Annotated in this window: 22 protein-coding genes; 17 read left to right on the top strand and 5 right to left on the bottom strand. The window is 32.2% G+C overall.

Features of this window, described 5'->3' with window-relative positions; genetic code table 11:
* Window positions 1-21: 21 nt before the first annotated feature.
* Window positions 22-1,656 (bottom strand): DNA primase, encoded by a 1,635-nt coding sequence (dnaG, locus tag ACKGJI_RS10425; protein WP_458700243.1) that lies wholly within the window; start codon window positions 1,654-1,656, stop codon window positions 22-24.
* Window positions 1,657-1,712: 56 nt separating this feature from the next.
* Between dnaG and ACKGJI_RS10420 the strand changes: the two genes are divergently transcribed.
* The 5 genes from ACKGJI_RS10420 to ACKGJI_RS10400 are packed head-to-tail and all read left to right on the top strand — an operon-like array spanning window position 1,713 to window position 5,710.
* On the top strand, window positions 1,713-2,747 hold the full coding sequence (locus ACKGJI_RS10420) for a tetratricopeptide repeat protein (protein ID WP_458700242.1): 1,035 nt from the start codon (window positions 1,713-1,715) through the stop codon (window positions 2,745-2,747).
* Window positions 2,722-3,144 (top strand): ribonuclease HI, encoded by a 423-nt coding sequence (gene rnhA / locus ACKGJI_RS10415; protein WP_458700241.1) that lies wholly within the window; start codon window positions 2,722-2,724, stop codon window positions 3,142-3,144. Before ACKGJI_RS10420 ends, rnhA begins: the two co-directional genes overlap by 26 nt.
* 4 nt (window positions 3,145-3,148) lie before the next feature.
* Window positions 3,149-3,820, top strand: a complete 672-nt coding sequence (gene rnc, locus ACKGJI_RS10410) for a ribonuclease III (protein ID WP_458700240.1) — start codon at window positions 3,149-3,151, stop codon at window positions 3,818-3,820.
* A 2-nt stretch (window positions 3,821-3,822) separates the two neighbouring features.
* Window positions 3,823-4,902, top strand: coding sequence for a chorismate synthase (gene aroC, locus ACKGJI_RS10405; protein ID WP_458700238.1), 1,080 nt, complete (start codon window positions 3,823-3,825; stop codon window positions 4,900-4,902).
* Complete coding sequence (locus tag ACKGJI_RS10400) at window positions 4,880-5,710, top strand: glucosaminidase domain-containing protein (protein ID WP_458700237.1); 831 nt, start codon at window positions 4,880-4,882, stop codon at window positions 5,708-5,710. Before aroC ends, ACKGJI_RS10400 begins: the two co-directional genes overlap by 23 nt.
* Before the next feature lie 30 nt (window positions 5,711-5,740).
* Here ACKGJI_RS10400 and gltA read toward each other — a convergent pair whose 3' ends face one another.
* The 4 genes from gltA to ACKGJI_RS10380 all read right to left on the bottom strand — a co-directional run bounded on the left by gltA (window position 5,741) and on the right by ACKGJI_RS10380 (window position 10,295).
* The gene (gltA, locus tag ACKGJI_RS10395) at window positions 5,741-7,129 is read right to left on the bottom strand and encodes an NADPH-dependent glutamate synthase (RefSeq protein ID WP_458700236.1); all 1,389 of its coding nucleotides are present in this window, start codon (window positions 7,127-7,129) and stop codon (window positions 5,741-5,743) included.
* Window positions 7,117-7,980, bottom strand: a complete 864-nt coding sequence (locus ACKGJI_RS10390) for a sulfide/dihydroorotate dehydrogenase-like FAD/NAD-binding protein (RefSeq protein WP_458700235.1) — start codon at window positions 7,978-7,980, stop codon at window positions 7,117-7,119. The genes gltA and ACKGJI_RS10390 overlap by 13 nt, the downstream gene beginning before the upstream one ends.
* A 165-nt stretch (window positions 7,981-8,145) precedes the next feature.
* Entirely contained in the window at window positions 8,146-8,694 is a 549-nt protein-coding gene (locus tag ACKGJI_RS10385) for a ribonuclease HII (protein ID WP_458700234.1), read from the bottom strand.
* Between the two features lie 32 nt (window positions 8,695-8,726).
* Window positions 8,727-10,295, bottom strand: coding sequence for an L-aspartate oxidase (locus ACKGJI_RS10380; RefSeq protein WP_458700233.1), 1,569 nt, complete (start codon window positions 10,293-10,295; stop codon window positions 8,727-8,729).
* Between the two features lie 413 nt (window positions 10,296-10,708).
* On the opposite strand from ACKGJI_RS10380, the gene ACKGJI_RS10375 reads away from it, so the two are divergent.
* From ACKGJI_RS10375 to ACKGJI_RS10320, 12 genes are all read left to right on the top strand, one after another.
* Window positions 10,709-12,034 (top strand): ATP citrate lyase citrate-binding domain-containing protein, encoded by a 1,326-nt coding sequence (locus ACKGJI_RS10375; protein ID WP_458700232.1) that lies wholly within the window; start codon window positions 10,709-10,711, stop codon window positions 12,032-12,034.
* A 1-nt stretch (window position 12,035) separates the two neighbouring features.
* The gene (locus tag ACKGJI_RS10370) at window positions 12,036-13,847 is read left to right on the top strand and encodes a citrate/2-methylcitrate synthase (RefSeq protein WP_458700231.1); all 1,812 of its coding nucleotides are present in this window, start codon (window positions 12,036-12,038) and stop codon (window positions 13,845-13,847) included.
* Window positions 13,848-13,881: 34 nt separating this feature from the next.
* Window positions 13,882-14,826, top strand: a complete 945-nt coding sequence (locus ACKGJI_RS10365; protein WP_458700229.1) for a malate dehydrogenase — start codon at window positions 13,882-13,884, stop codon at window positions 14,824-14,826.
* Window positions 14,827-14,861: 35 nt separating this feature from the next.
* Complete coding sequence (locus tag ACKGJI_RS10360; RefSeq protein WP_458700228.1) at window positions 14,862-15,101, top strand: hypothetical protein; 240 nt, start codon at window positions 14,862-14,864, stop codon at window positions 15,099-15,101.
* 654 nt (window positions 15,102-15,755) lie between these two features.
* Complete coding sequence (locus ACKGJI_RS10355; protein WP_458700227.1) at window positions 15,756-16,844, top strand: ABC transporter ATP-binding protein; 1,089 nt, start codon at window positions 15,756-15,758, stop codon at window positions 16,842-16,844.
* Window positions 16,845-16,863: 19 nt separating this feature from the next.
* A complete protein-coding gene (locus tag ACKGJI_RS10350) occupies window positions 16,864-17,667 on the top strand; it encodes a phosphodiesterase (protein WP_458700226.1) in 804 nt (267 codons plus the stop codon).
* Between the two features lie 16 nt (window positions 17,668-17,683).
* Window positions 17,684-18,844 (top strand): ABC transporter ATP-binding protein, encoded by a 1,161-nt coding sequence (locus ACKGJI_RS10345; protein WP_458700225.1) that lies wholly within the window; start codon window positions 17,684-17,686, stop codon window positions 18,842-18,844.
* Window positions 18,834-19,724, top strand: coding sequence for a carbohydrate ABC transporter permease (locus ACKGJI_RS10340; protein ID WP_458700224.1), 891 nt, complete (start codon window positions 18,834-18,836; stop codon window positions 19,722-19,724). The genes ACKGJI_RS10345 and ACKGJI_RS10340 overlap by 11 nt, the downstream gene beginning before the upstream one ends.
* On the top strand, window positions 19,721-20,554 hold the full coding sequence (locus ACKGJI_RS10335; RefSeq protein ID WP_458700223.1) for a carbohydrate ABC transporter permease: 834 nt from the start codon (window positions 19,721-19,723) through the stop codon (window positions 20,552-20,554). Before ACKGJI_RS10340 ends, ACKGJI_RS10335 begins: the two co-directional genes overlap by 4 nt.
* An 80-nt stretch (window positions 20,555-20,634) precedes the next feature.
* Window positions 20,635-21,891 (top strand): ABC transporter substrate-binding protein, encoded by a 1,257-nt coding sequence (locus tag ACKGJI_RS10330; protein ID WP_458700222.1) that lies wholly within the window; start codon window positions 20,635-20,637, stop codon window positions 21,889-21,891.
* A 69-nt stretch (window positions 21,892-21,960) separates the two neighbouring features.
* Entirely contained in the window at window positions 21,961-23,226 is a 1,266-nt protein-coding gene (locus ACKGJI_RS10325) for an ABC transporter substrate-binding protein (protein WP_458700221.1), read from the top strand.
* Window positions 23,223-24,101 carry a carbohydrate ABC transporter permease gene (locus ACKGJI_RS10320; protein ID WP_458700220.1) on the top strand — a complete coding sequence of 293 codons (879 nt, stop codon included), beginning with the start codon at window positions 23,223-23,225 and terminating at the stop codon, window positions 24,099-24,101. The genes ACKGJI_RS10325 and ACKGJI_RS10320 overlap by 4 nt, the downstream gene beginning before the upstream one ends.
* Window positions 24,102-24,108: the final 7 nt, after the last annotated feature.

Genomic DNA, 24,108 nt, shown 5'->3' with positions numbered 1-24,108 from the left:
CTTTGTATTGTAAGAGTTACATCAGTAATTCACTAATCTACCTTGTTTTAGATGAAATATATTTTCTTGTATTTTTCTTATCATAAAACTTTTTTTGTCATAGTCCATATCAGAATTTTTCACTCTTTTAAATTCTTCATTATAAAAGTTTATTAAAAAGTTTAACATAGAAGCTGTAAATTCACTTTCACCATAAACTTTTATATCATCTCTTAAAAGAATTTCTCTAAGTTTTGGATGGTCTTTTTGATTTTTTAAAAGAGCGTCAAGTTCTATTTGATGAGTTTTAAACATTTTAGGGTTAATTGTGTCTAAAAGTGTATCAATTAGGCTTGGTTTTGTTAATAGAGTTTTTATAATAGTTAGTTCTAAGATATCTTCAAATACTCTTTTATTGTTTTGTAAACGAGAAGAATTGTGAGTTTGAACTTTTATAAGATTTTGTGAGATATTTAACTTAGCAGCTACAATGCCTGTGTATTCTTCATTTATCGTTGCTGGTAGAGTTTTTAAATAAGCACTTGTTTCTTCAAGAGCTTTTTGTTTTTCTATAGGATTTTTTATGTTGTATTTTTTTATTATATGTGTTATTACAAACTCTACAAAAGCAGTTGGTTTGTTAAATAGTCGATTTAATTCTTCTATTTGTCCATTTTTTACCATATCAGCCGGATCTGCTCCAGCTCCAAATATAACAACTCCACCATCTACACTCATTTTACTAAGCATTAAAGAGGCTTTTAGAGCTGCGGCAATTCCTGCACTATCTCCATCATAAGCTAGAATTACTCTTGGATTTGTTTTTGTGATCAAAGGTAAATGCTCTTTTGTAAGAGCAGTTCCTAGAGTTGCAACAGCAGTTTGAAAACCTGCTTGATGAAGCATAATAACATCTAAATAACCTTCTGTTATGATGATGTTGTTTTGTTTAAATATATTTTCTTTTGCAAAGTTATATCCGTAAAGCAGATATGATTTGTTAAAAAGTTTTGTTTGTGGAGAGTTTATGTATTTTGCTGGGTGATTGTTTATGGTTCTTCCGCCAAATCCTACTATTTTTCCACTAGCACTTTTTATCGGAAACATTATGCGTTCTATAAATCTAGCATAAGTGCCACCCTCGCCACTTCCTAAAATTCCTAATTCTATGGCTTCAGATACGCTATATCCATGAGAGCCTAAAAAGCTTAAAGTTTCTCTTGAACTAGGTGCATAACCGATTTCAAATTTTTCAATACTCGCTTCTCCAATACCTCTTTTTGTTAGGTATTCTTTTGCAAAAGTATTATTGTCCAAGTTTTTTTTATAAAAATTATTTAAATTTTCTAATAGTTTTCTATCTTCTTGTTTTTTGCCATTTTGGCTTGTATAAGTTAGTGAAAAATTGTACATATTTGCCAGTTTTTCTATGGCTTCTGGATAGCTTAATTTTTCATATTCCATAACGAACTTTATACTATCTCCACCAGCTCCACAACTAAAGCAGTGATAAATTTGTTTTGATGGGCTTATTACTAAACTTGGATTGCTATCATCGTGAAATGGACATACACATTTAAAATTTGCCCCACTTTTTTTAAGCTCCAAATAGCTTCCAACTACATCAACAATATCAAGTCTAGTTTTAAGATTTTCTATGGAATTATTATCTATCATAAAGCTATTATACTAAATTTGGTATAATGAATCGCTTTATTGAAAAGGAGATATTTTTGGACAATTTTTTTATAGAATATCGTGATCCACTTTTTGGGATTTTAGTTCTATTTGCTATCATTTTTGTTATTTCATTTGTTAATTATTGGTGGGGAACTTATAAGAGTAAAGAAGAAAAAAATGATATTGCACAATTTATCAAAAGATTTGAGATTATAAGTGATGAAGATGCTTTTAAAAATCTTCTAAAAGACCACTCTATCCCTATTGAGTCTTTAGTGCTTTTAGCCCATACTTATTCTAAAAATGGTGATTTTGAAAAAGCAATTGGACTTTATCTTTTAGCTTTAGAGAGAACAACGCATAGAGAAGAGAAAAAGTATATATTAAGCGAGCTTGGAAAAACCTATTTTAAAGCTGGTTTTCTAAGAAGAAGTGAGGATGTTTTTTTAGAATCACTAAAACTCCACCCAAGAAACTCTGAATCTCTTAAATATCTTAGTGTTACATATGAAAAATTAAAAGAGTATGACAGAGCAATCGAAGTTTTAGATTCACTAGAAGAGTTGGGTGCAAAAGTTATAAAACAAAGAGATTATTTAAAAGCATTAGCTATAAGGTATAACTATAAATTAAGTGATTCAAAAAAATTAAAAGAGTTATTGAAACTTTTGGAAAATGCAAAGTTTTTAGAGAGGATGATTTTTGAATTTTTTACACAAAATTCACTTGAGATTGATAAAGCTTTAGTAGAAAAATTTGATCATTCAAAAATGATTGATCTTCTTTGGCATTGCGATGAGGATGTACTTGTTACTTGTAAAGCCCCAATGGCTTTAGAGATTGCAAGCGCAAGGGGTTTAAGAGAGCCAATAAATTTATATAAATATTTTGAATTTGAAGTTTTGGCAAAATTAAATGCCATAGGATACAAAAAGGCAACATTAAATTTTGAATATATGTGTAGTGATTGTAAGCATAGTTTTCCGGTTCATTTTTATAGATGTCCAAATTGTCAAGCAGTTGCTAGTGTTAAGATAGAGCCTATAATTACAAAAGAGTTTTATGAAGAAGATTTATCTTTTCAGTGATGGCTCAAGCCTAGGCAACCCTGGTCAAGGTGGTTACTGTGCGATTCTTAGGTTTGGTGAGCATGAAAAAGTAATTAGCGGGGCTATTAGAGATGCAACAAATAACCAAATGGAATTATTAGCTGTTATTGAGGGATTAAGAGCTTTAAAAGAGCCTTGTGAAGTTGAAATTGTAAGTGATTCTAGTTATGTTGTAAAAGGCATAAATGAATGGCTTGAGAATTGGAAGCAAAAAGAATTTAAAAAAGTGAAAAATCCTGACTTATGGAAAGAGTATGTAGAGGTTTCAAAACCTCATAAGATAAAAGCTACTTGGGTTAGAGGTCATAATGGGCATGAAGAAAATGAGAGGTGCGATAAAATCGCCAAAGAAGAAGCTCAAAGTTTGAAAGGATGAATAAATGTTAAAAGAGTTACAAAAGCGTTTGGATTATCAGTTTAAAAATCAAAATCTGATAATCGAGGCACTTACACATAAGAGTTATAAAAAACCATACAATAATGAAAGATTGGAATTTTTAGGAGATGCTGTACTTGATTTGATTGTTGGAGAGTATTTGTTTTTTAAGTTTCCAAATGTTCCAGAAGGTGATTTAAGTAAATTAAGAGCATCTTTAGTAAATGAAAAGGGCTTTGAAAAACTAGCTAAAATTTTAGATTTGGGAAATTGTATCTATCTTTCTGTGGCTGAAGAAAATAATAAAGGAAGAGAAAAACCTTCTTTACTATCAAATGCTTTTGAAGCTGTTATTGGAGCTTTATATTTGGAAGCTGGACTTGAAAAAGCAAAAAACGTGGTTGTACCTATACTTGAAAAGGCTTATCCAATCATTGATTTGGATACTATATTTAAAGATTATAAAACGACTCTTCAGGAGTTTACCCAAGCACACCAAGGTATAACTCCAGAGTACAAATTAGAAAGTTCAAGTGGTCCAGATCATAAAAAAGAGTTTGAAATTTCAGTAAATATTCACGGTAAATTAATAGCAAAAGCAAAAGGAAAGAGTAAAAAAGAGGCTCAGCAAAACGCAGCCAAAATTGCTCTTGAAGTTTTAAGTAAGGAAGTATAAGTATGTCATCGAACAATTTTGGGAAAAAGTTTAGTTTTACAACATTTGGAGAATCTCATGGAAGAGCTATAGGATGTGTTATTGATGGCGTACCAGCTGGTTTGAAAATAGATGAAGATTTTATTCAAAGCGAACTTGATAGAAGAAAACCAGGGCAAAATAAATTTGCAACTTCTAGAAAAGAGGGTGATAAAGTAGAAATTCTAAGTGGAGTTTTTGAAGGGCTTAGTACAGGAACGCCCATAGCACTTGTAATTTTTAATGAAAATCAAAAAAGTAAAGATTATAATAATATAAAAGATATTTTTCGTCCAGCTCATGCTGATTTTACATACTTTCATAAATATGGTCTTAGAGATTATAGAGGTGGAGGAAGAAGTAGTGCTAGAGAAACAGCAGCAAGAGTGGCAGCAGGAGCAATCGCCAAACTTATGTTAAAAGAGCTTGATATACATGTAAGAAGTGGAATCTATAGTATAGCAGGGATTGAGGCTCAATCAATTGATTTTGATTATGTTAAAGATAGTGAAATATACACACTTGATTGCAGCGTTGAAGAAAAACAAAAAGAAGCTATTTTAAAAGCAAAAAATGCCCATGATTCAGTTGGAGGAGTTGCTCTTATAAAAGTACAAAATGCTCCAGTTGGACTTGGCGAGCCAATTTACTATAAACTAGATAGTATAATAGCAGAAGCTATGATGGGGATCAATGGTGTTAAAGCTGTTGAGATTGGTGATGGCATGAACTCTTCTTCATTACTTGGTTCACAAAATAATGATGAAATAAGTAAAGATGGATTCAAATCAAATCATAGTGGCGGAATTTTAGGTGGTATAAGTAATGGTGATGAAATAGTTGCAAAGGTATATTTTAAACCAACTCCGTCAATTTTTATTAATCAACAAACAATAGATACTAAAGGAAATGAACAAACTTTTGCTCTAAAAGGTAGACATGACCCTTGCGTTGCTGTTAGAGGAAGTGTTGTGGCTGAGAGTATGATGGCTTTAGTTATTGCTGATATGCTTCTTTTAAATATGAGTTCAAAAATACAAAATGTTAAAAAAGTATATAGTTAGTCTATTAGTTCTTGTTTTAGTAATTGCTTCATATTTCATTTGGCAAAACAATAAACAAGAAATTAAACCTGTAAAAGAGGCGAAAACAGAACAAATAAAAAAAGACTTTAGATACAGAAAATATCTACATGTAAAGAGCTTTTATAAAAATATAGCAAAAGATGCTATCGCTATAGGTTTAAAATACAATGTTCCTCCAGCTGCAATCTTAGCGATAGCTGGAGTAGAATCAGGATACGCAAGAGGGTATGTTGCAAAAATTACGGGCAATATTATGAGCCTTGGAGCAAAAGAAAATGAGGCTGAGCTTCCCGCTCTTTATCTTCCAAACTTAAAATCAGATAAATCAAAAATTCTTTATGGAAGTAAGATTAAAAAATATTATGAAGACGACCTAGAATGGAAGAAAAGACCTAAAAGCTTAAAAAAAGATTATAGACCAAAAAATATCGCTGGAACTACCAAAGAACTAGATTATTTTGATAGGCATCAAAAAGAAAAAATAAAAGCAAATCTTAAATGTATCGAAGATTTTGCAAAAAACTGGATAAGTAAAAATAAAAAATTTGAACCATTTGTAAAAGCAAGAGAGTTTTTGGATGAACAAGTAGCTAAAAATTCAAAAGATATTTTATTTGATAAGGATTTAAATGAAAAATTTATTTATATGATAAGTGGTACAAAAAATTCATTTAACCATCGCAAAACTTGGGCTCCAAAGGTAATTAAAGTTATGCAAAATGTTGGTTTAGTTGAACTTACAAAAGCTCTACATGTAGAGAAAAAAGATTTTGATGAGGTTTGGTAGGAGAAGTCATACTCCTACCAAAAAAGGTTTTTATTTTTGAGTACTTAAATAAGCGTGGATTGCTTTAGCAGCATTTTTACCTTCACCTAAAGCTTTGATAACAGTAGCAGCACCACTAGCAGCGTCACCTCCAGCAAAGGTTCCTTCAACACTTGTCATGTGATTTTCATCTACTATAATAACACCATTTTTATCTCTTTTGATTTCAGGAGCTCTGTCTAAAAAGAGTCTATTTGGAACAGTTCCAAGTGCTTCAATAACAGTATCAACTGCCATGTAGTAATTACTTCCTTCAATTGGTTGAGGAGACAATCTGCCATCTTCTTGTTCAACAAGTTCCATTTTAATAAGTTCCATATAATCAACAAAACCATTATCATCACCATGAAACCTTACAGGATTTACTAGTTCATGGAAAATAATTCCCTCTTCAAGTGCGTGATGTAGCTCTTCTTCTCTAGCAGGTGCATACTCTTTTGTTCTTCTGTATATAATGTGAACTTCTTTTGCTCCGAGTCTAAGTGCAGTTCTAGCAGCATCCATTGCTACGTTACCAGCTCCAATTACTGCTACTATATCTCCAACTACTATTGGAGTATCCCACTCTGGAAATTTGTATGCTTTCATTAAATTGGCACGAATTAAAAATTCATTTGATGAGTAGACACCATCAAGTGGATTTTCCCCAGCTATACCCATAAATTTTGGAGCTCCAGCTCCCATTGCTAAAAATACGGCGTCATTTTGACTCACAAGTTCATAATAATATATATTTTGTCCCACAGTATGGTTTAGCTCAATCTTAACACCCATTTTTTCTAATTTTTCAATCTCTGCATCAACGATATCTTTTGGTAGTCTAAATTCTGGTATACCATATTGCAAAACACCACCAGCTTTATGAAGTGTTTCATAAATAGTTACAGCATATCCATATTTTCTACACTCAGCAGCACAAGCAAGTCCAGCAGGACCAGAGCCAACAATAGCAACATGTTTGTCTTCATTATCAGCTATTGCTTGTTCTACTTCTACTTGATGCTCTCTTCCCCAATCAGCTATAAAAGCTTCTAGTTTACCAATAGCAATAGGCTGATCAAATTTTTTCAAAATACAATCACCCTCACATTGATTTTCTTGTGGGCAAACTCTTCCTGAACATGCTGGGAATGTATTGTCCTCTTTAACCAATAGATAAGCCTCTTTAAATTTTCTTTGAGAAATTAAAAGATTCATCTCTTTTATCCCAATATTAACAGGACATGCAGGTTCACACTTTGGTTTTTTACACTGTATACATCTAGCAGCTTCTGCAACTGCCTCATCTTCAGTGTATCCATAAGGAACAGATTTAAAATTTTTAATACGCTCTACGACAGGTTGTTCTTTTACTGGTACTCTTGGTTCTATTTTTGGCATTGTCCACATCCTCCTTTGAGACCTTTGTGAGCTTCATAATAGTCATTTGCAATTTTTTCTTCTTTTTTAAACATACTATATCTTTTCATAGCTCTTGTCCAATTGATTTTTCTACTATCAAACATAGGTCCATCAACACATGCAAGTTTCATTTCTCCATCAATATAAACTCTACAAGCTCCACACATACCTGAACCATCAACCATCATTTGTCTAGTAGTAAAGAGATTGTCGATATTATTTTTCGCTAAAACAGTAGAAACAGCTTTCATGGTAGGTAGCTTTCCCCCACCAAAAACAAAGTCTATTTTTACTCCATTATCTATTAGTTTTTGAATTACAGGAACATAAGTCCCAGCTTCTCCAAAAGAGCCATCTTCAGTGGTAATAATATGTTTGTCTACTAGATTTTTTGCTAGATAATCTTCTGGATATACTTCTTTTTTACTTGGAAAAGTTTGAATTGATATGATTGAATTGCCTTCAATCTTACTAAGAGCTTCACATATTGCATAGTTTTCAGCATGACCACATACAGCATCTGATACAACTATAACTGTTCCATACTCTTTTTCTTCAATGCCATGTCCCAAAGGTCCAATAACATTTTCAAAACTAGTAAGCCCATCTCTTAACTCTTTTGATGTTTTACCAAGTTTTCTTATAAACATGCTAATAATTCCATCTTCTGTGGTTTTCATAACTGACATAGGAATTCTTTCTCCCTCTTTCCTTGTCATTAGCATTACGAATTGTCCGGGATGAAATCTCTCAGCAACTTCTGGTGCTTCTACTTCAACTAAATAGTCAATAGAATCAAGGTCCATCATCTTTGTTATTTTAAATGACACACACTCCCCCTTCAAAATAATTTATTTGTATAATCTTAGAGCAATAAAGCATATATGTATAGAAAATTACATAATTTATACATAAGTTATTTTGATAATAATTATTTTGTGTAAAAATGTAACAGAAAAAAAAGAGTTTTATTATCCTTAAATCTGATAAGCTTATTAAAAAAGAGTTGGTTCTCTAAGGCTTTTTATTTTGAAACTTTTTCTATGAATTGAAGAGTATCCATGCTTTGCAATTTCTTCTACATGTAAAGAAGTGACATAGCCTTTGTGTTTTTTAAATGAGTAGTTTTTATAGTCACTACTTATTGAGTACATGTATCTATCACGACTTACCTTTGCGAGTATACTAGCAGCACTTACTTCAGGAATTTTACTATCAGCCTTTATCATAGTTTGAATTTCACTTACCCCAAAAGAGCTATTGCCATCCATTAGTATTTCGCAGTCTTTAAAGTTTTCTTTTATAGTTTTAATAGCATCTTTTAAACAATAACTAAGCCCACGTTCATCAATTTGTTTATTTGAATAAAAAAGAATTTTATATCTTGCATTTTCTTTGATAATATCAAACAGTTCTTCTCTCTTTTTTTCACTCAATTTTTTTGAATCATTTAATCCTTGTATTTTGTTTTTTATAACAACACCAGCAACAACTAAAGGACCAGCACAACATCCTCTACCTGCTTCATCTATACCACATAACATATTAAATCCTTTGTGGGATTTTAGTTAAATTTTCATAAATCCTCAATACTAACTGTTGTATCTTTTTTAAATTTATGGTCTTTTTCTGGAAAATCCATTCTAAAGTGAGCACCTCGACTTTCTTCTCTAAGAAGAGCAGATTTAGCTACAGCTTTTGCTACAAGTAGTGCATTTTTAAGTTCTAGCATAGATTTTATAGTAGCAGTTTGTCCTGAAAATTTTTCATCGCTGGTTTGTTCCAGATTTTTAAATTGTATAAAAGCTTTATTTAAATCATCACCATTACGAATTATACCTAAGTAATCAAAAAGAATTTTTCCTATTTCATTTCGTACTTCATTTGCATTGATATGTTCTGCTTCTTTTTTAAGCTCTTCTATATAATTAATATCATTCATAATCTCATAATAATCAACACCATTAAATTTTTTCATTCTATTTGCAAATTTTATAGCCTCATAAGCTGCAATTTTACCAAAAACTGCACCTTGAGACAGTGAGTTTCCTCCAAGCCTATTTGCACCATTTACACCATTGTCTCCAGCTTCTCCTACTACAAATAAACCATTTATTGATGTTCTTCCGATAGTATCAGTATTGATACCTCCCATAGTGTAGTGAGCAACTGGAGAAATTGGAATAAAATCTTTTGTTATATCTAACTTTTTAAGCGTTTTAACTCTTTTTTTTATGCCTATTAGTTTTTCGTTGATCACTTCTCCTGGAATTTGTGTTAAATCTAAATAAACTTTTTCTCCAGCACTTAATTTTTTATATATGGCTCTTGTTACAAAATCTCTTGTATTAAGCTCATCAACAAATGGTTTTCCATCTTTATCAACCAATCTTCCACCTTCTCCTCTAGCGGCTTCACTTATGAGGAAATTTGTTCCATCTAATACTGTTGGATGAAATTGTACAAACTCTAAATTTCTAGCTTCAAGTCCTGCTCTAAGACCCATAGCAATTCCATCACCAGTTGCATCTCTTACATTAGAAGTATAATTTTTATATAGTGAAGCAAAACCACCACTTGCTAGTATTAAACTTTTTGCTTCACAAACAAGAACTTTTTTAGTTACTTCATCGTATAAAGTTACTCCAGAAATAATGTTGTTTTTACTAATGAGATTTATGGCCATAAAGTTTTTTAGCACATCAATTTCATATTGTTTTATAACTTCGTAAAGAGTTCTCATAATTGCTGAACCAGTTTCATCCGCCGCATAAACTGTTCGTTTATATTTTGACCCACCAAAAGATCGCTGCGCAATTTTTCCATTTTTTAATTTTGAAAAATTGACTCCATATTCACTAAGTTCTCTTATGGTAGCTGGTGCTTGTTCGCAAAATATTCTAATAGATTCTTTATTTCCAATTCCAACAGAACTTTTATATGTTTCACTAGCATGCTCAAATATGCTGTCTTTATCTTTCATATTTCCCATAGCAGCATTGATACCACCTTTTGCCATAAATGAATTATTTGCAGTTGGTGAGCCTTTTGTGATTAAAGCTACATTTGCTCCTAGCTCTTTTGCTTCTATTGCTGCTCTCATACCAGAAATTCCACTTCCTATAATCACTACATCATATTTCATTTTGCACTCCTTATCATCATAATACAACTTTAAAAATAAATTAAAAATTAAACTATATGTATTTTATAAATATTTTGTTTATTTTAGAGCAATTTTTCTTTTAATTTATTTTTTATTGTTTTAAATAGTTACATTAACAAGTTCTTATAGCACCTAATAAAACTTTTCAAATCTGTTATAAAACTTATGTAATATACAATAAGTTACAAATTTTAACAATATTTAAGCTTAAAAAACACAATTAGTAACTTTATATAAAATAATAGATACTATTTAATAAAAAATTAAGCTTAATATATGTAGATTTAAGTATAGCTTAAATTAATTATGTTACGTTTAGTAACTATGAAATTAAACTATTAGGATGAGTTGGTTTAGATTGATTCATAAAATAAAATTTTGAAGGATTTTATATGGCCCAAAGAGCAATAAGAGAATATGATAGTAAGTTACTTTTTTCAAGGCATTGGGAAAAGTATTTTAGTGGTTTTAAATATGAATTTAAATCAGTTTTGGTTACTAGTGCAGAAGAGTTAATCAAAAAATCGAAAGAGCATGGTTTTGAATGGTTAAGACAAGAGCCACTTGTAGTGAAACCAGATATGCTTTTTGGGAAAAGAGGTGTTAATGGACTCGTTTTATTCAAAGATAAAGAACCAGGTGATGTAACGCTAGAAGTAGCAGCAAAATGGATAGAAAATAAGAGTTCATGTACAACTACTTTACTTAGTGGCCAACATGGTAGACTTACTCATTTTATAGTTGAGCCTTTTACTCCCCATAGTGAAGACCAAGAATATTATATTTCAGCCACAACAGTAGATGAAGATGATGTTTTATTTATGTCAACACAAGGTGGAATTGAGGTTGAAGAGGGGTGGGATGAAAAGGTTATAGAAGTTAAAATTCCTGTAACTATGGAAGATGCAAATATTGAGCATATGGTAAGAGCAAATGCTCCTATGAATCTTCCTACTGATAAGAAAGAAGCATTTATCTCATTTGCAATTAGTTTTTTTAAATTTTACAGAGATTTAAATTTTGCATATTTAGAGATTAACCCACTAGTTATGTTAGAAAACAATAATATGGCTATTTTAGACCTTGTTTCAAGACTTGATGATACAGCAGCTTACCTCATGGAGGATAAGTGGGGAGAAATAGAGTATCCAACTCCTTTTGGGATGGAGGATCAATCAGAAGAAGAGAAATTAATAGCAAAAGCAGATGCTAATAGTGGAGCTTCTTTAAAGCTTACTATTTTAAATCCTATGGGAAGAATTTGGACTATGGTAGCTGGTGGTGGAGCTAGTGTTGTATATGCTGATACTATTGCTGATCTAAGTGGAGATGTTTCAGTATTAGCAAATTATGGAGAGTATAGCGGTGGACCAACAACAAGTGAAACAAAGTTTTATGCAGATACTATTTTTGATTTGATGACAAGATTTGAGGACCCAAAAGGTAAGGATAAAATTTTAATAATCGGTGGAGCCATTGCAAATTTTACAGATGTTGCAAAAACATTTAAAGGCATTATTCAATCTTTAGAAGAGTATGCAGAAAAACTTAGAAATATAGGTGTAAAAATATATGTAAGAAGAGGGGGACCAAACTATGAAAAGGGTCTTAAAAATATAAAAGAGACTGCTGATAAATTAGGACTTTATATGGAAGTTTATGGCCCTGATACACATGTAACAGACATAGTAAGAATGGCTTTAGAGAATGGAGAATAAAATGAATAAATTATTTACAAGAAAAACACAAGCTATATTTTGGAATAACAACAAAAGTGCAATTCAAAGAATGCTAGATTATGACTACACGATAGGAAGAGATACTCCATCAGTTGCTGCAATTGTAGCTCCTACTACAAGTTCAAAATTTGATAAATACTTTTGGGGAGGAGAAGAAATTATGATTCCTCTTTATAAAAGTACTCCAGAAGCTATAAAAGAACATAAAAATGTTGATGTTTTATTAAATTTTGGCTCTTTTAGGACAGCTTATGATGTAGTTATGGAAGCTTTAGATTTAAATCAATTTAAGGTTATTATGGTCACTGCTGAAGGTATTCCTGAGAGACGAGCAAGAGTTATGAATCAAATTGCAAGGTCAAAAGGTGTTACTATCATAGGGCCAGCAACAGTAGGAGCTATTGTTCCTGGAGCTTTTAAAATAGCTAACCTTGGTGGTACTATTGAAAATATAGTAAACTCAAGATTAACAAGAGGCGGTAGTTGTGGATTAGTAACTAGAAGTGGTGGATTATTTAATGAGATGGCAAATATCATTTCGTTAAATGCTGATGGTATTGCTGAAGGAGTTGCAATTGGTGGTGATAGGTTTGTAGGCTCTGTTTTCATTGACCATCTTTTAAGGATGGAGAGCAACCCTGAAGTAAAATATATGATTTTATTAGGTGAAGTTGGAGGAAAAGAAGAGTATAAGGTAATTGAAGCTGTAAAGAGTGGAAAGATTACAAAACCAATTATAGCTTGGTGTATAGGAACAATTGCAAAATATTTTGATAGTGGTGTACAATTTGGACATGCAGGAGCTAGTGCAAATGCTGATGCTGAAACTGCTGAAGCAAAGAATAAGGCTATGCGAGAAGCTGGTTTTTATGTGCCTGATTCATTTAACAATCTTCCTTTAGCAATAAATGAAGTTTATACAAAGTTAAAACAAAGTGGTATCATAAGTGATATAGAAGAACCAGCAATTAAAGAAATTCCATCTATAAGAAGAGCCAAAAACTTTATATGTACAATAAGTGATGATAGAGGTGAAGAAGCAACATATTGTGGCATACCAATATCAAAAGTAGCAACTCCAGATACTGGTTTTAGTATAGGTGATGTTATGAGTATTTTGTGGTTTAAGCAAAGATATCCAAAATGGGCTGTAGATTTTATAGAAACAGTGTTAAAAACAGTTGCTGATCATGGACCTGCTGTAAGTGGGGCTCATAATGCAAAGATAACTGCTAGAGCTGGTAAAGATGTTGTAAGTTCATTGATTTCAGGTTTATTAACTATCGGTCCTAGATTTGGTGGAGCTATTGATGGGGCTGCTAAATATTTTAAGTATGGATACGATAATAACCTATCCCCAAAAGAGTTTTTATCATATATGAAAAAACAAGGTATTCCAATTCCAGGTATTGGACATAGAATAAAATCAGTAAAAAACCCTGATTTAAGAGTATCAGGTTTAAAAAATTATGCTGATGAATATTTTCCATCTCATCCATTACTTAATTACGCACTAGAGATTGAAAAGATTACAACTAGTAAAAAAGAAAATCTTATATTAAATGTTGATGGAACAATCGGTGTTTTAATGATTGATATGTGGAAAGAATTAGAGTATAATGACCAAGAAATTGAGCAATTAATAGATGCTGGTGCATTAAATGCATTTTTTGTTATAGGAAGGTGTATCGGATTTATTGGGCATGTATTAGATGAAAAAAGATTAAACATGCAGATGTATAGGCATCCTTGGGATGATATTCTTTATGATGTTGAAAAAATTGACATATAAAAATTAATTTGTTCTAAATTAAAAAGGGTATGTGATGAGTAAAAGTAAAGTATCTGTAATAGGTGTTGGTAATGTAGGAAGGGTAGTTGCATATTCAGTAGCTATGCAAGGACTTGCACATGAAGTTATTTTAAAAGGCAGAAATTTAGATTATGCTAGGGGACAAGCATTAGATATGAATCAAGCTTCAGCTGCAATGCGTTCGCACTCAGTTGTTAAAGTGGCTGAGAGTTATGAAGATTTAAAAGATAGTAAGATTGTAGTTATAACAGCAGGACAGCCTAGAAAAGAGGGAATGAGTCGTGATGATTTACTAATAGAAAATGCAAAAATTGTAAGAGAAATTACTGCTCAAATTAAAATTTATGCACCAGAGAGTATCATCATAGTTGTTTCTAATCCACTTGATGTTATGACTTATGTAGCCCTAAAAGAATCAGGATTTCCAAAAGAGAGAGTTTTAGGTATGGCAGGGATCTTAGATGCTGCTAGAATGACTCACTTTATACAAGAGAAACTTGGATATGGTGCTGGTCAAATAAGAGTTAGCGTTATAGGAGGACATGGAGATACTATGGTACTTCTTCCTAGGTTTACTACAGTTGCAGGAGTTCCTCTATATGATTTGTTAAGCGAAGAAGAGGTTGAAGAATTAGTTCAAAAAACCACTCATGGAGGAGCTGAGATTGTCAAGTATATGGGAACATCAGCATACTTGGCACCTGGAAAATCTGCAGCCATTATGATAGATGCAATTTTGAGAGATACTAAAAAAATTTACTCTTGCTCAACTTTGCTAGACGGCCAATACGGTCATAATGATGTAGTAAATGGAGTACCTGTTATGCTTGGTAGTAATGGGGCAGAAAAAATTATAGAATTTTCACTAGATAGGTGTGAAAAACAACAATTTGCAAAAAGTGTAGAGTCTGTAAAAAGTGTTATCAAAGTACTATATGATAAAAAGTTTTTTGATTAAAGTTATTTATAAATATAAACTACTTAGGAAATTTTATGTTAGTAATTGCAAAAGATTTTAGATTTAATATTTCTATGCTTTTTAATGTTAATGTGCTAAGTAAAGGTGAAGATGTAACTATAAACTATAGAGTCAAACCAAAAGAAAAACTTATTTCAATAAATCATTTAAAAGATGAAAAAGATACTTCAATTTTTGGAATGTGGAGTTATAAAGATATAGAAGTAGATAGTTTTGCAAGAGACTTAAGAACGGGTAGAAACTTTGACGTATGACACGGTAATAGACACTGATGTTCATATATGGGCCTTGAAGGGGAATCAGAAAGCTTATAATTGAACCCTCTGAACAATTAACACATTCTTGAAGGACTTTTAAAAGGTAAGATTGTAAAGATATTTTTCTAAGGCTTAGCTAAGCTTAAGTCGATGTAAAAATCTTTGCAAGATTGCTTTTTAAAAGTCCTCCCAAAGGGCAAAAGAGAGAATAAACTTTTGCTTCGTTAAAGATATTTGAAGCTACTAGTAGCTCCTTCATATCTTTGCCTCACAATAGTTCATCCTCTCTTTTGTCAAGAACGTGCTAATTGTTCAGAGGGTTCAATTTATATAAGTCTAACTCATGGATAAACTTTTGTAGATACCAATGATAAGTATTATAGAGTTGTCAGAGAGTTATATATATCTGTTTAAATCTTAATCCTGCAAAGTATAATTTCACAAAAGGAATTATGGATAATTTGGGATCTAAATATAAAAAGTTTAGTCAAAAAATCACTAAAATTTGCTCATAATATAATTTAAATAAAACAAAAAAGATAGGTGATTACCCCTCCCCAACAAAATTAGTTATCTTTGTAACTAATTTGTTACTTACTTAATATAAAATTCTTTTGCAAACAAAAATTTGAATCCAATAAAGGCTTTGATTTGACTTATACGGAAAATGTTGGTTCTCACATTGATATCATCTCTCTTTCGAAATCTTTTTGTGGAAAACAAGTAATATCAGATATTAATTTTACTATCAAAAAAGGAAGTTTTACTGTATTGCTTGGTCCCTCTGGATGTGGTAAATCTACAATGTTACGAATGATAGCAGGTCTTGAAGAGCCAGACAGTGGCAAAATCTTGCTCAAAGGAGAAGATATTGTACATAAAAGTCCTTCTCAAAGATCACTTTCAATGGTATTTCAATCTTATGCACTTTTCCCGCATCTCAGTATTAGAGAAAATATTATATTCGGATTGAAGATTAGAAAAGTCAAAAAACATTTGCGCGAAGATAAGTTAGCAAAAGTAGCTAAACTAGTTGGTTTGCAAAATATGCTAGATAAAAAACCGGGACAATTATCAGGGGGGCAAAAGCAAAGAGTTGCTCTTGCAAGGGCATTTGTTGCAGATCATCCACTGTGCCTTATGGATGAACCTCTTTCAAATCTCGATGCAAAACTAAGACATGAGATGAGAATAGAAATTAGAAGCTTACAAAAGATGCTTGGCATGACAGTACTTTATGTTACGCATGATCAGACTGAAGCCATGAGTATGGCCGATCATATTATATTGCTTAATAATGGAAAAATTGAACAACAAGGCACCCCTTGGTCTCTTTATCAAAAAGTCGCAACGACATTTGTAGGAAGATTTATTGGGACTCCCCCGATGAACATACTCAAGCTACACAAAACAAAAAAAGAACTATTTATCAACAATAAATCAATAAAAATAGATTCTCTAAACAGTTTCTTGGATGGAGAATTTTTTCTTGGTATCCGTCCTGAAGATGTGAAGGTTGACAATAATCAAGAAGGGATAGAGGGAACTGTTTTGTTTCAAGATTATCATGGATCAAATACAATTCTTGGTATTGAGTTAGATAAACAATCCAAAGAAAAACCATTTCTTGTACAAATTAGCGGACAAAAGCAGTACAGTGTTGGCGAACAAGTAGAAGTTGCATGGGAAGAAGAAAATATAAATATATTTGACTCCCTTGGCAAAAGAGTAGAAATTTAATATTTACGAAGGAATCGAAATGAAATTTATACATATAAGTGATACACACTTGGTGGCTGGTAGAAATGGACATTATGCATCAGATCCTATTTTGAAACTAAAAAAAGCTGTACAAAGCATCAATCTATATCAAAATGATGCTGATTTCGTTGCAATAACAGGAGATTTAACTGATAGTGGAAGTTTGGATGCTTATGAAGATTTAAGAGAGATACTTGAAGATTTGGTTATCCCTTACCATCTAATTATCGGTAATCATGACAATAGAGATAATTTTTTCCAAATCTTTAGTGATATCTATGACTATCAAAACCGATTTACACAATTTAGTCTTATAAAAAATGATATGCTTTTTCTTTTTTTGGATACAAAATTTGGGGATTGGCATGATGGTGGTTTTTGTGAAGAGAGATTTGAATGGATAGAGAATCAATTAAAAGCAAATTCCAAACTTCCAACTTACTTATTTATGCATCATCCGCCATTTCTTATAAATCATAAACAGATGGATGATATCGGATTTAGACAAAAAGAGAGATTTTGGGAGATTTTATCTAAATATCAAAATGTTAAACATATATTTTTCGGTCATGTTCATCTTTTGATAAACGGCTCATATAAAGGTGTAAGTTACTCGAGTGTAAGAAGTACAAATCATCAAGTTGCTCTTCTTTCACAAGACAAAGATCTTTATTTCAATTCAAACGAACAGCCTACTTATGCCATTATCAATATAGATAAAGATCAAGTAAACTCTATCGCACATGAATATCTAAATGAAGAGTTGATTTATCCAAGTTTTATCCCAATGCAAAATGTGTAATCAATCAAGGACTAATATGATTAATGGCGGCTCTATAAAGATAAGAAATCTCAAAAAAAGGTACGAAAACGGTTTTGTTGCTCTTAAAGATATAAGTTTAGATATAGCAAACGGAGAATTTTTGGTTATCGTTGGACCTAGCGGATGTGGAAAATCTACACTTTTGAAAATGATAGCAGGCTTGGAAGATATCCAAAAGGGAGAAATTTTGATTGATGAAACGGTTGTAAACGATCTCTCCCCTTCAAAAAGAGATATAGCTATGGTTTTTCAATCTTATGCTCTGTATCCACATTTAAGCTCATTTGAAAATATAGCAACCCCACTTTATATGAAACATTTAAAATTTTTCCAAAAACTCCCTATTTTGGGAAAATTTATGCCTGGTTTTAAAACAAAAAAGAGAGAGATAAGTAAGAAAGTAGAGCAAATTGCAAGAATTTTAAATATTGAAGAGTTACTAGATAAAAAACCTTCAAAACTATCTGGTGGTCAAAGGCAAAGAGTTGCTATAGGCAGAGCTATGGTGAGAAATCCAAAAGTATTTTTGATGGATGAGCCTCTTTCAAATCTGGATGCAAAGCTAAGAGTTCATATGAGAGCTGAGATTTCTGCCCTTCATAGAGAACTTGGTAGCACTTTTGTTTATGTAACGCATGACCAGTCCGAAGCTATGACACTGGGAAGTAGGATTGCTATGATGCATGAGGGAGATTTGTTACAAATTGATACTCCAGAGAATATATACAACAACCCTAGACATTTAAAAGTAGCAGAATTCATCGGAAGTCCAAAAATCAATACCTTAAAAGCAAAAATAGATGAAAACGGTTTAATAACACTATTTAATAAACCCATAGAAGTAAGATGTCAAAAAGCAAATCAACAAAATATTACAGTTGCTATCAGACCGGAAGCAATAAAGCTTGCAGACGATAATGACAACATTAAATGGAATGCGAAAGTTTATCACAAAGAAAATCTCGGAGCATATCTTCTATTTTATATCGAAATAGAAAAAAGTGAAAAAGCGGTTATGAGAGTAGGAATCAGCAAAGATTTTAATCCGGAAATTGGAGAAGAATTTTTAGTTAAACCAAAACTTAAACATATCTTTGTTTTTGATGAAGACGGGGAAAGGATAGAATGCAAAAAGGAAGATAGTCATGAAAATTAAATCAAACAGTTTCATACAATCTTTTAGTGCATACTCACTTTTTAGCCCGGCACTGCTGTTGATGATATTTTTTATCATCGGTCCAGTTTTGGTAGTTATATTTCTCTCTTTTACAGATTGGAATTTTGGAAGCAAAAGTATGAATTTTATCGGATTTAATAACTATATAAATTTATTTAGCGATGATGTTTTTAAAAGCTCTTTTACAAACACGATTGTTTTTAGTTTATTGGTAGTTCCGGCATCTATATTTTTGGGTATGTTTCTGGCAATTTTAATTCAAAGCAGTATGAGTTTGAGTAAATTTTACAGAGCGGTTTACTTCTTACCGGTTATGGCAACTACTGTTGCTATCGCTATAGTGTGGCAATTTGCCTTGCACCCAAGTTTTGGCATGGTCGGACATTTTCTATCTCTTTTTGGATTTGAAAATGTTGATTTACTGCAAAATAGACATACCGCATTGGCAACACTTGCAGCGATAACTATATGGCAGTTTACAGGATTTAATATGGTGCTTTTTATGGCAGGTCTTAGCTCTATACCCAAAGAGTTATATGATGCGGCAGATGTTGATGGCTGCAACTCACCTTGGCAAAAATTTCAGCTGATAACTTTTCCGATGTTAAGTCCGGTTACACTTTTTGTGGCGGTATATACCACTATAAGATCATTTCAAGCATTTGATTTGGTAAAAGTTTTAACCCAAGGAGGTCCTGGAAATTCTACTGAGATACTTGTTTACACTCTCTATAAGGAGGCATTTGATTTTTTTAGAACCGGATATGCTTCCTCTATAGCAGTAGTCTTTTTGTTGCTTATTTTGGCTCTGACAGCAATTAAAATGCTCTATTTCGAAAAAAAGGTTCATTACCAATGAGAAAACTAAACTTCATAAATTTTATTTTTAGACATTTTATTTTGATAACAGGAGCGGTTTTTATACTTGCACCTTTTATCTGGATGATATCTACTTCATTTAAGCCTGAAGATGAGATATTTAGCTCGACCATAAGATTATTGCCCCATCACTGGTATATTTGGGAAAATTATAGAGACGCTTTTACAAAAGAACCGCTTTTAAGATATATGATAAACGGTGTTTTTGTTACAGCAAGCATTTTCGTGCTACAAATGACTTTTGCGATTCCGGCAGCCTATGCATTGGCAAAATTAAAGTTCAAAGCAAAAAAGATATTTTTCTGGATGGTACTTTTTTCTCTTTTGATACCTCCACATGTAACAGCGATTCCTGTTTATTTGGAGCTTTTTAAGATGGGTGCTCTTGATACATATGCAGCTTTGATTCTGCCTTGGAGTATATCAGTGTTTAGCATATTTTTAATAAGACAGTTTTTAAAAACTATACCTGACGACCTTATAAATGCAGCAAGAGTTGACGGGATGGGAGAGATAACAATACTCTTTAGAGTTATAATCCCCTCTTCTTTGCCTGTTATCACAGCTTGCGGAATTGCATCCGTGATAGCTCACTGGAATGACTATTTTTGGCCATTAATCGCTATAAATAGTACAGATTTATATACACCTCCACTTGGGGTTACATTTTTCAGAGATGAAATCGCAGGAACTGACTATGGACCGTTGATGGCGGCAGCTACAGTGATTATACTGCCATTAGTCATAGGATTTTTGCTTGCTCAGGATAAGTTTATAAAAGGTATTTCCACACAAGCTGGAATAAAGTAGATTAGATATTTCGGGATATATCAGTTTTTTATAAAAGATTGATATATCCCGAAAGGGACAAAAATTTGCAGGAGAAAAAAATGAAAAAAATGCTTATAGCGTTTGGTCTGTCAGCAGCAGTTGCATCATCTTTACTAGCTAAAACAGTGATAGAGATAGCTTACCCGTATCCTTTTCTTTTTAAACATGTACATCAAGAGTTAAAAGAAAAATTTGAAAAAATAAATCCTGATATTGAAGTAAAGATAAGACCAGGAGCACAAGATTACGAAGATGCTACTCAAAAAGTTTTAAGAGATTCTATTACAAATAGAATGCCTGATGTCTCATTTCAAGGTTTAAATAGATTTAGAATTTTTGTTGACAAAGGTTTGGTGGTTGACTTAGCGCCATTTATCAAAAATGATAAACAAATGAGTGAAAAAGGTTTTAATGAAAGTATGTATGCAGCCGGAAGATTTGGCAAACATGTATATGGTATCCCTTTTGCGGTATCCTTACCAATAGCATACTACAATATGGATATAGTTAAAAAAGCAGGCTGGGATGTAAATCACCTTCCAAACACTTGGGAAGAAGTGATAGCACTTTCTAAAAAGATAAATGCTATGCATATAAAAAATACATACGGTATGGCTTTTCAGTGGGATATAACAGGCAACTGGTTGTTTCAGGCGCTTAATTTCTCACAAGGCGGTAAACTTCTTAGTGATGACGAGAAAAAAGTGGCTTTTACAGGCCCTATAGGCAGATGGTCTATGGCAACTTTTCAAAAGTTTTTTACAGAAGCAGGAATGCCAAATAGATTGAGAAAAGTAAACAGAGCTGACTTTATAAATGGTAATGTAGGAGTCATGTTTAATTCAACTTCAGATCTATTTAAAGTATCAAAATCAATAGGCGATAAATTTGAACTAAAAACACACCAATTTCCAGGAGTTATAAGTAGATACGGACATCTTCCGGCAGGCGGAAATGGTCCTGTAATGCTAACAAAAGATCCTGCTAAGCAAAAAGCAGCATGGAAAGTTATAAAATTCTGGTGTGGAACAGAAGGAGCAAAAGTAGTTGCTAAAAATACAGGTTATATGCCACCAAATCAGTTAGGTGCAAAAGAGTTAGTAAAAGAGGGATTTTATAAAAACAATCCAAACAACTATACTGCAGTTGAAGAGTTACCTCTTATGACAAAATGGTATGCATTTCCTGGAAATAATGCTTTAAAAATAACAGATGTTATATATAAAGCTATGCAGTCAATAGCAGACGGAAGTGAAAAAGACAGCGATAAAGTCATATATGAAATGGCAACTAAAGTTGAAAAACTTATAAAATAATAGTGTTTTGGAAGATGTTTTTTCATCTTCCAATTATTTTACAAATAACAATTTTTAAGGAAAATTAAAATGACACAAAAAATCAAAATGGTGTTTATGAGTTTAATTGTAGTAAGCGTTTGCTCTATATATGCTCAGGCAAAAACAAAGTTAAATATGTATTACCCTATAGCGGTTGGAGGTCCATTGACCAAGGTTATGGACGGTCTTGTTTCGGACTTTGAGAAAAAAAATCCGGATATTGAAGTAAATGCAATATATTCGGGTAACTATAATGATGCAAGAATCAAATCTTTAGCAGCTATAAAAGCTGGAGAACATGTTCAGTTGGCAGTTATGTTTTCTATAGATTTGTATGATTTGATTGAACAAGATGTAATAGTTCCTTTTACAGATCTATGTAAAACAGAAGATGATAAAAAGTGGCTTAACTCATTTTATCCAACTTTAATGGAAAACTCAAAAACACTTGGAAAAGTTTGGAGTGTTCCGTTTCAAAGATCTACGATTGTAATGTATTACAACAAGGATATGTTTAAAGAAGCCGGTTTGGATACTGAGAGGGCACCACAAACTTGGGATGAAATGGTTAGTATGTCTAAAAAATTGACTACAAAAGATCATTGGGGTATTATGATACCATCAACTGGTTATCCGTATTGGATGTTTCAAGCACTTGCAAAGCAAAACGGTAAAGTACTTATGAATAAAGATGGCAACAAAGTATTTTTTGATGATAAAAAAGTTATAGAAGCATTGCAATTTTGGAAAGATTTATCAACTAAATACCGTGTTATGCCAAAAGGTACAGTAGAATGGGGAACTCTCAGAAAAAATTTTTTAGAGGGTAAAACAGCAATTATGTGGAATTCTACAGGTAATTTAACAGCCGTTAAGAAAAATGCTACTTTTAATTTTGGAGTTGCAATGTTGCCTAAAAAAACAATGAGAGGAACACCTACAGGTGGAGGTAATTTTTATATCTTTAAACATACTAATCCAAAAGAACGAGAAGCATCTTTAAAACTCATCAAATTTATGACAAGTCCAGAAATTTCAGCTAAATGGTCTATAGCAACAGGTTATATGGGTATATCTAAAGCAGCTTACAATACTCCAGCGCTTAAATCTTATGTTGAAGGATTTCCATATGCAAAAGTCGCAAGAGACCAGCTAAATTATGCAACTGCAGAATTTTCAACATATCAGACAGGTAGAGTAAGAAAGTTACTCAATGATGCTATACAAGCAGCATTAACAGATGCAAAAACTCCTGAAAAAGCATTGATGGACGCTCAGAAAAAATCAGATATGATTTTAAGAAATTATAGATGAAAAAGAACAAGATAAATCAATTGCATGGATGGCTTTTGCTATTGCCTGCTCTTGTTTTATTAAGTATGTTTACATACTATCCCACCATTGCAACATTTATAAACTCTTTTTTTTCTAATAAAACAGTTATCAGGCCCCAAAAATTTGTGGGGTTTGATAACTACTTGTTTATGCTAAAAGATGAAGTGTTTTTAACAACATTGAAAAATACATTTTATTACGCTTTAGCAACAGTTCCCGCTTCCATAGCTTTATCACTTATCATGGCTTTATTTATCAACCATAATATTCGTGGTAAAGGTATAGTAAGGTTAGCATATTTTACACCTACAATTTTACCAATGGTAGCAGTAGCAAATATTTGGCTATTTTTTTATGCACCTGATATTGGACTTTTAAATAAAATAGTCCCATTTTTTGGCATTAATCCTGTAAATTGGCTTGGAAATCAAAAAACAGTGTTGGATGCATTAGTTGTTATGACTATTTGGAAAGAAGCAGGTTTTTTTATGATATTTTACATTGCGGCATTTCAGACTTTACCAAGAGAGCTATATGAGGCGGCAAAGATAGAAGGCGCAACATCTTGGACATCTTTTTGGAAGATTACTTTTCCTCTAATAATGCCGACAACATTTTTTATCATGATAAATGCACTACTTAATGCTTTTAAAACAGTTGATCAACTTTTTATACTTACAAAAGGCGGTCCTGACAATGCTTCAAATCTGCTTTTATATTATGTCTATGAAACGGCATTCTCATTTTTTGATTACTCTTATGCAGCAACGCTTACTATGGTTTTACTTGTCATTTTGATATCTATATCTTTATTTCAATTTTTAATTATTGAAAAACGAATACACTACAGATAAGGAAATA

This window comes from Sulfurospirillum sp. 1307, from assembly GCF_054408545.1.
The sequence above is the reverse complement of the archived record's forward strand: the minus strand, read 5'-3'. Positions and strand labels throughout refer to the sequence as shown.

Bases quoted from the DNA above. Each gene is read 5' to 3' on its own strand.
- dnaG (WP_458700243.1), bottom strand. From the start codon at position 1,656: ATGATAGATAATAATTCCATAGAAAATCTTAAAACTAGACTTGATATT.
- rnhA (WP_458700241.1), top strand. From the start codon at position 2,722: ATGAAGAAGATTTATCTTTTCAGTGATGGCTCAAGCCTAGGCAACCCT.
- rnc (WP_458700240.1), top strand. From the start codon at position 3,149: ATGTTAAAAGAGTTACAAAAGCGTTTGGATTATCAGTTTAAAAATCAA.
- aroC (WP_458700238.1), top strand. From the start codon at position 3,823: ATGTCATCGAACAATTTTGGGAAAAAGTTTAGTTTTACAACATTTGGA.
- ACKGJI_RS10400 (WP_458700237.1), top strand. From the start codon at position 4,880: ATGTTAAAAAAGTATATAGTTAGTCTATTAGTTCTTGTTTTAGTAATT.
- gltA (WP_458700236.1), bottom strand. From the start codon at position 7,129: ATGCCAAAAATAGAACCAAGAGTACCAGTAAAAGAACAACCTGTCGTA.
- ACKGJI_RS10385 (WP_458700234.1), bottom strand. From the start codon at position 8,694: ATGTTATGTGGTATAGATGAAGCAGGTAGAGGATGTTGTGCTGGTCCT.
- ACKGJI_RS10380 (WP_458700233.1), bottom strand. From the start codon at position 10,295: ATGAAATATGATGTAGTGATTATAGGAAGTGGAATTTCTGGTATGAGA.
- ACKGJI_RS10375 (WP_458700232.1), top strand. From the start codon at position 10,709: ATGGCCCAAAGAGCAATAAGAGAATATGATAGTAAGTTACTTTTTTCA.
- ACKGJI_RS10370 (WP_458700231.1), top strand. From the start codon at position 12,036: ATGAATAAATTATTTACAAGAAAAACACAAGCTATATTTTGGAATAAC.
- ACKGJI_RS10365 (WP_458700229.1), top strand. From the start codon at position 13,882: ATGAGTAAAAGTAAAGTATCTGTAATAGGTGTTGGTAATGTAGGAAGG.
- ACKGJI_RS10360 (WP_458700228.1), top strand. From the start codon at position 14,862: ATGTTAGTAATTGCAAAAGATTTTAGATTTAATATTTCTATGCTTTTT.
- ACKGJI_RS10350 (WP_458700226.1), top strand. From the start codon at position 16,864: ATGAAATTTATACATATAAGTGATACACACTTGGTGGCTGGTAGAAAT.
- ACKGJI_RS10345 (WP_458700225.1), top strand. From the start codon at position 17,684: ATGATTAATGGCGGCTCTATAAAGATAAGAAATCTCAAAAAAAGGTAC.
- ACKGJI_RS10340 (WP_458700224.1), top strand. From the start codon at position 18,834: ATGAAAATTAAATCAAACAGTTTCATACAATCTTTTAGTGCATACTCA.
- ACKGJI_RS10335 (WP_458700223.1), top strand. From the start codon at position 19,721: ATGAGAAAACTAAACTTCATAAATTTTATTTTTAGACATTTTATTTTG.
- ACKGJI_RS10330 (WP_458700222.1), top strand. From the start codon at position 20,635: ATGAAAAAAATGCTTATAGCGTTTGGTCTGTCAGCAGCAGTTGCATCA.
- ACKGJI_RS10325 (WP_458700221.1), top strand. From the start codon at position 21,961: ATGACACAAAAAATCAAAATGGTGTTTATGAGTTTAATTGTAGTAAGC.
- ACKGJI_RS10320 (WP_458700220.1), top strand. From the start codon at position 23,223: ATGAAAAAGAACAAGATAAATCAATTGCATGGATGGCTTTTGCTATTG.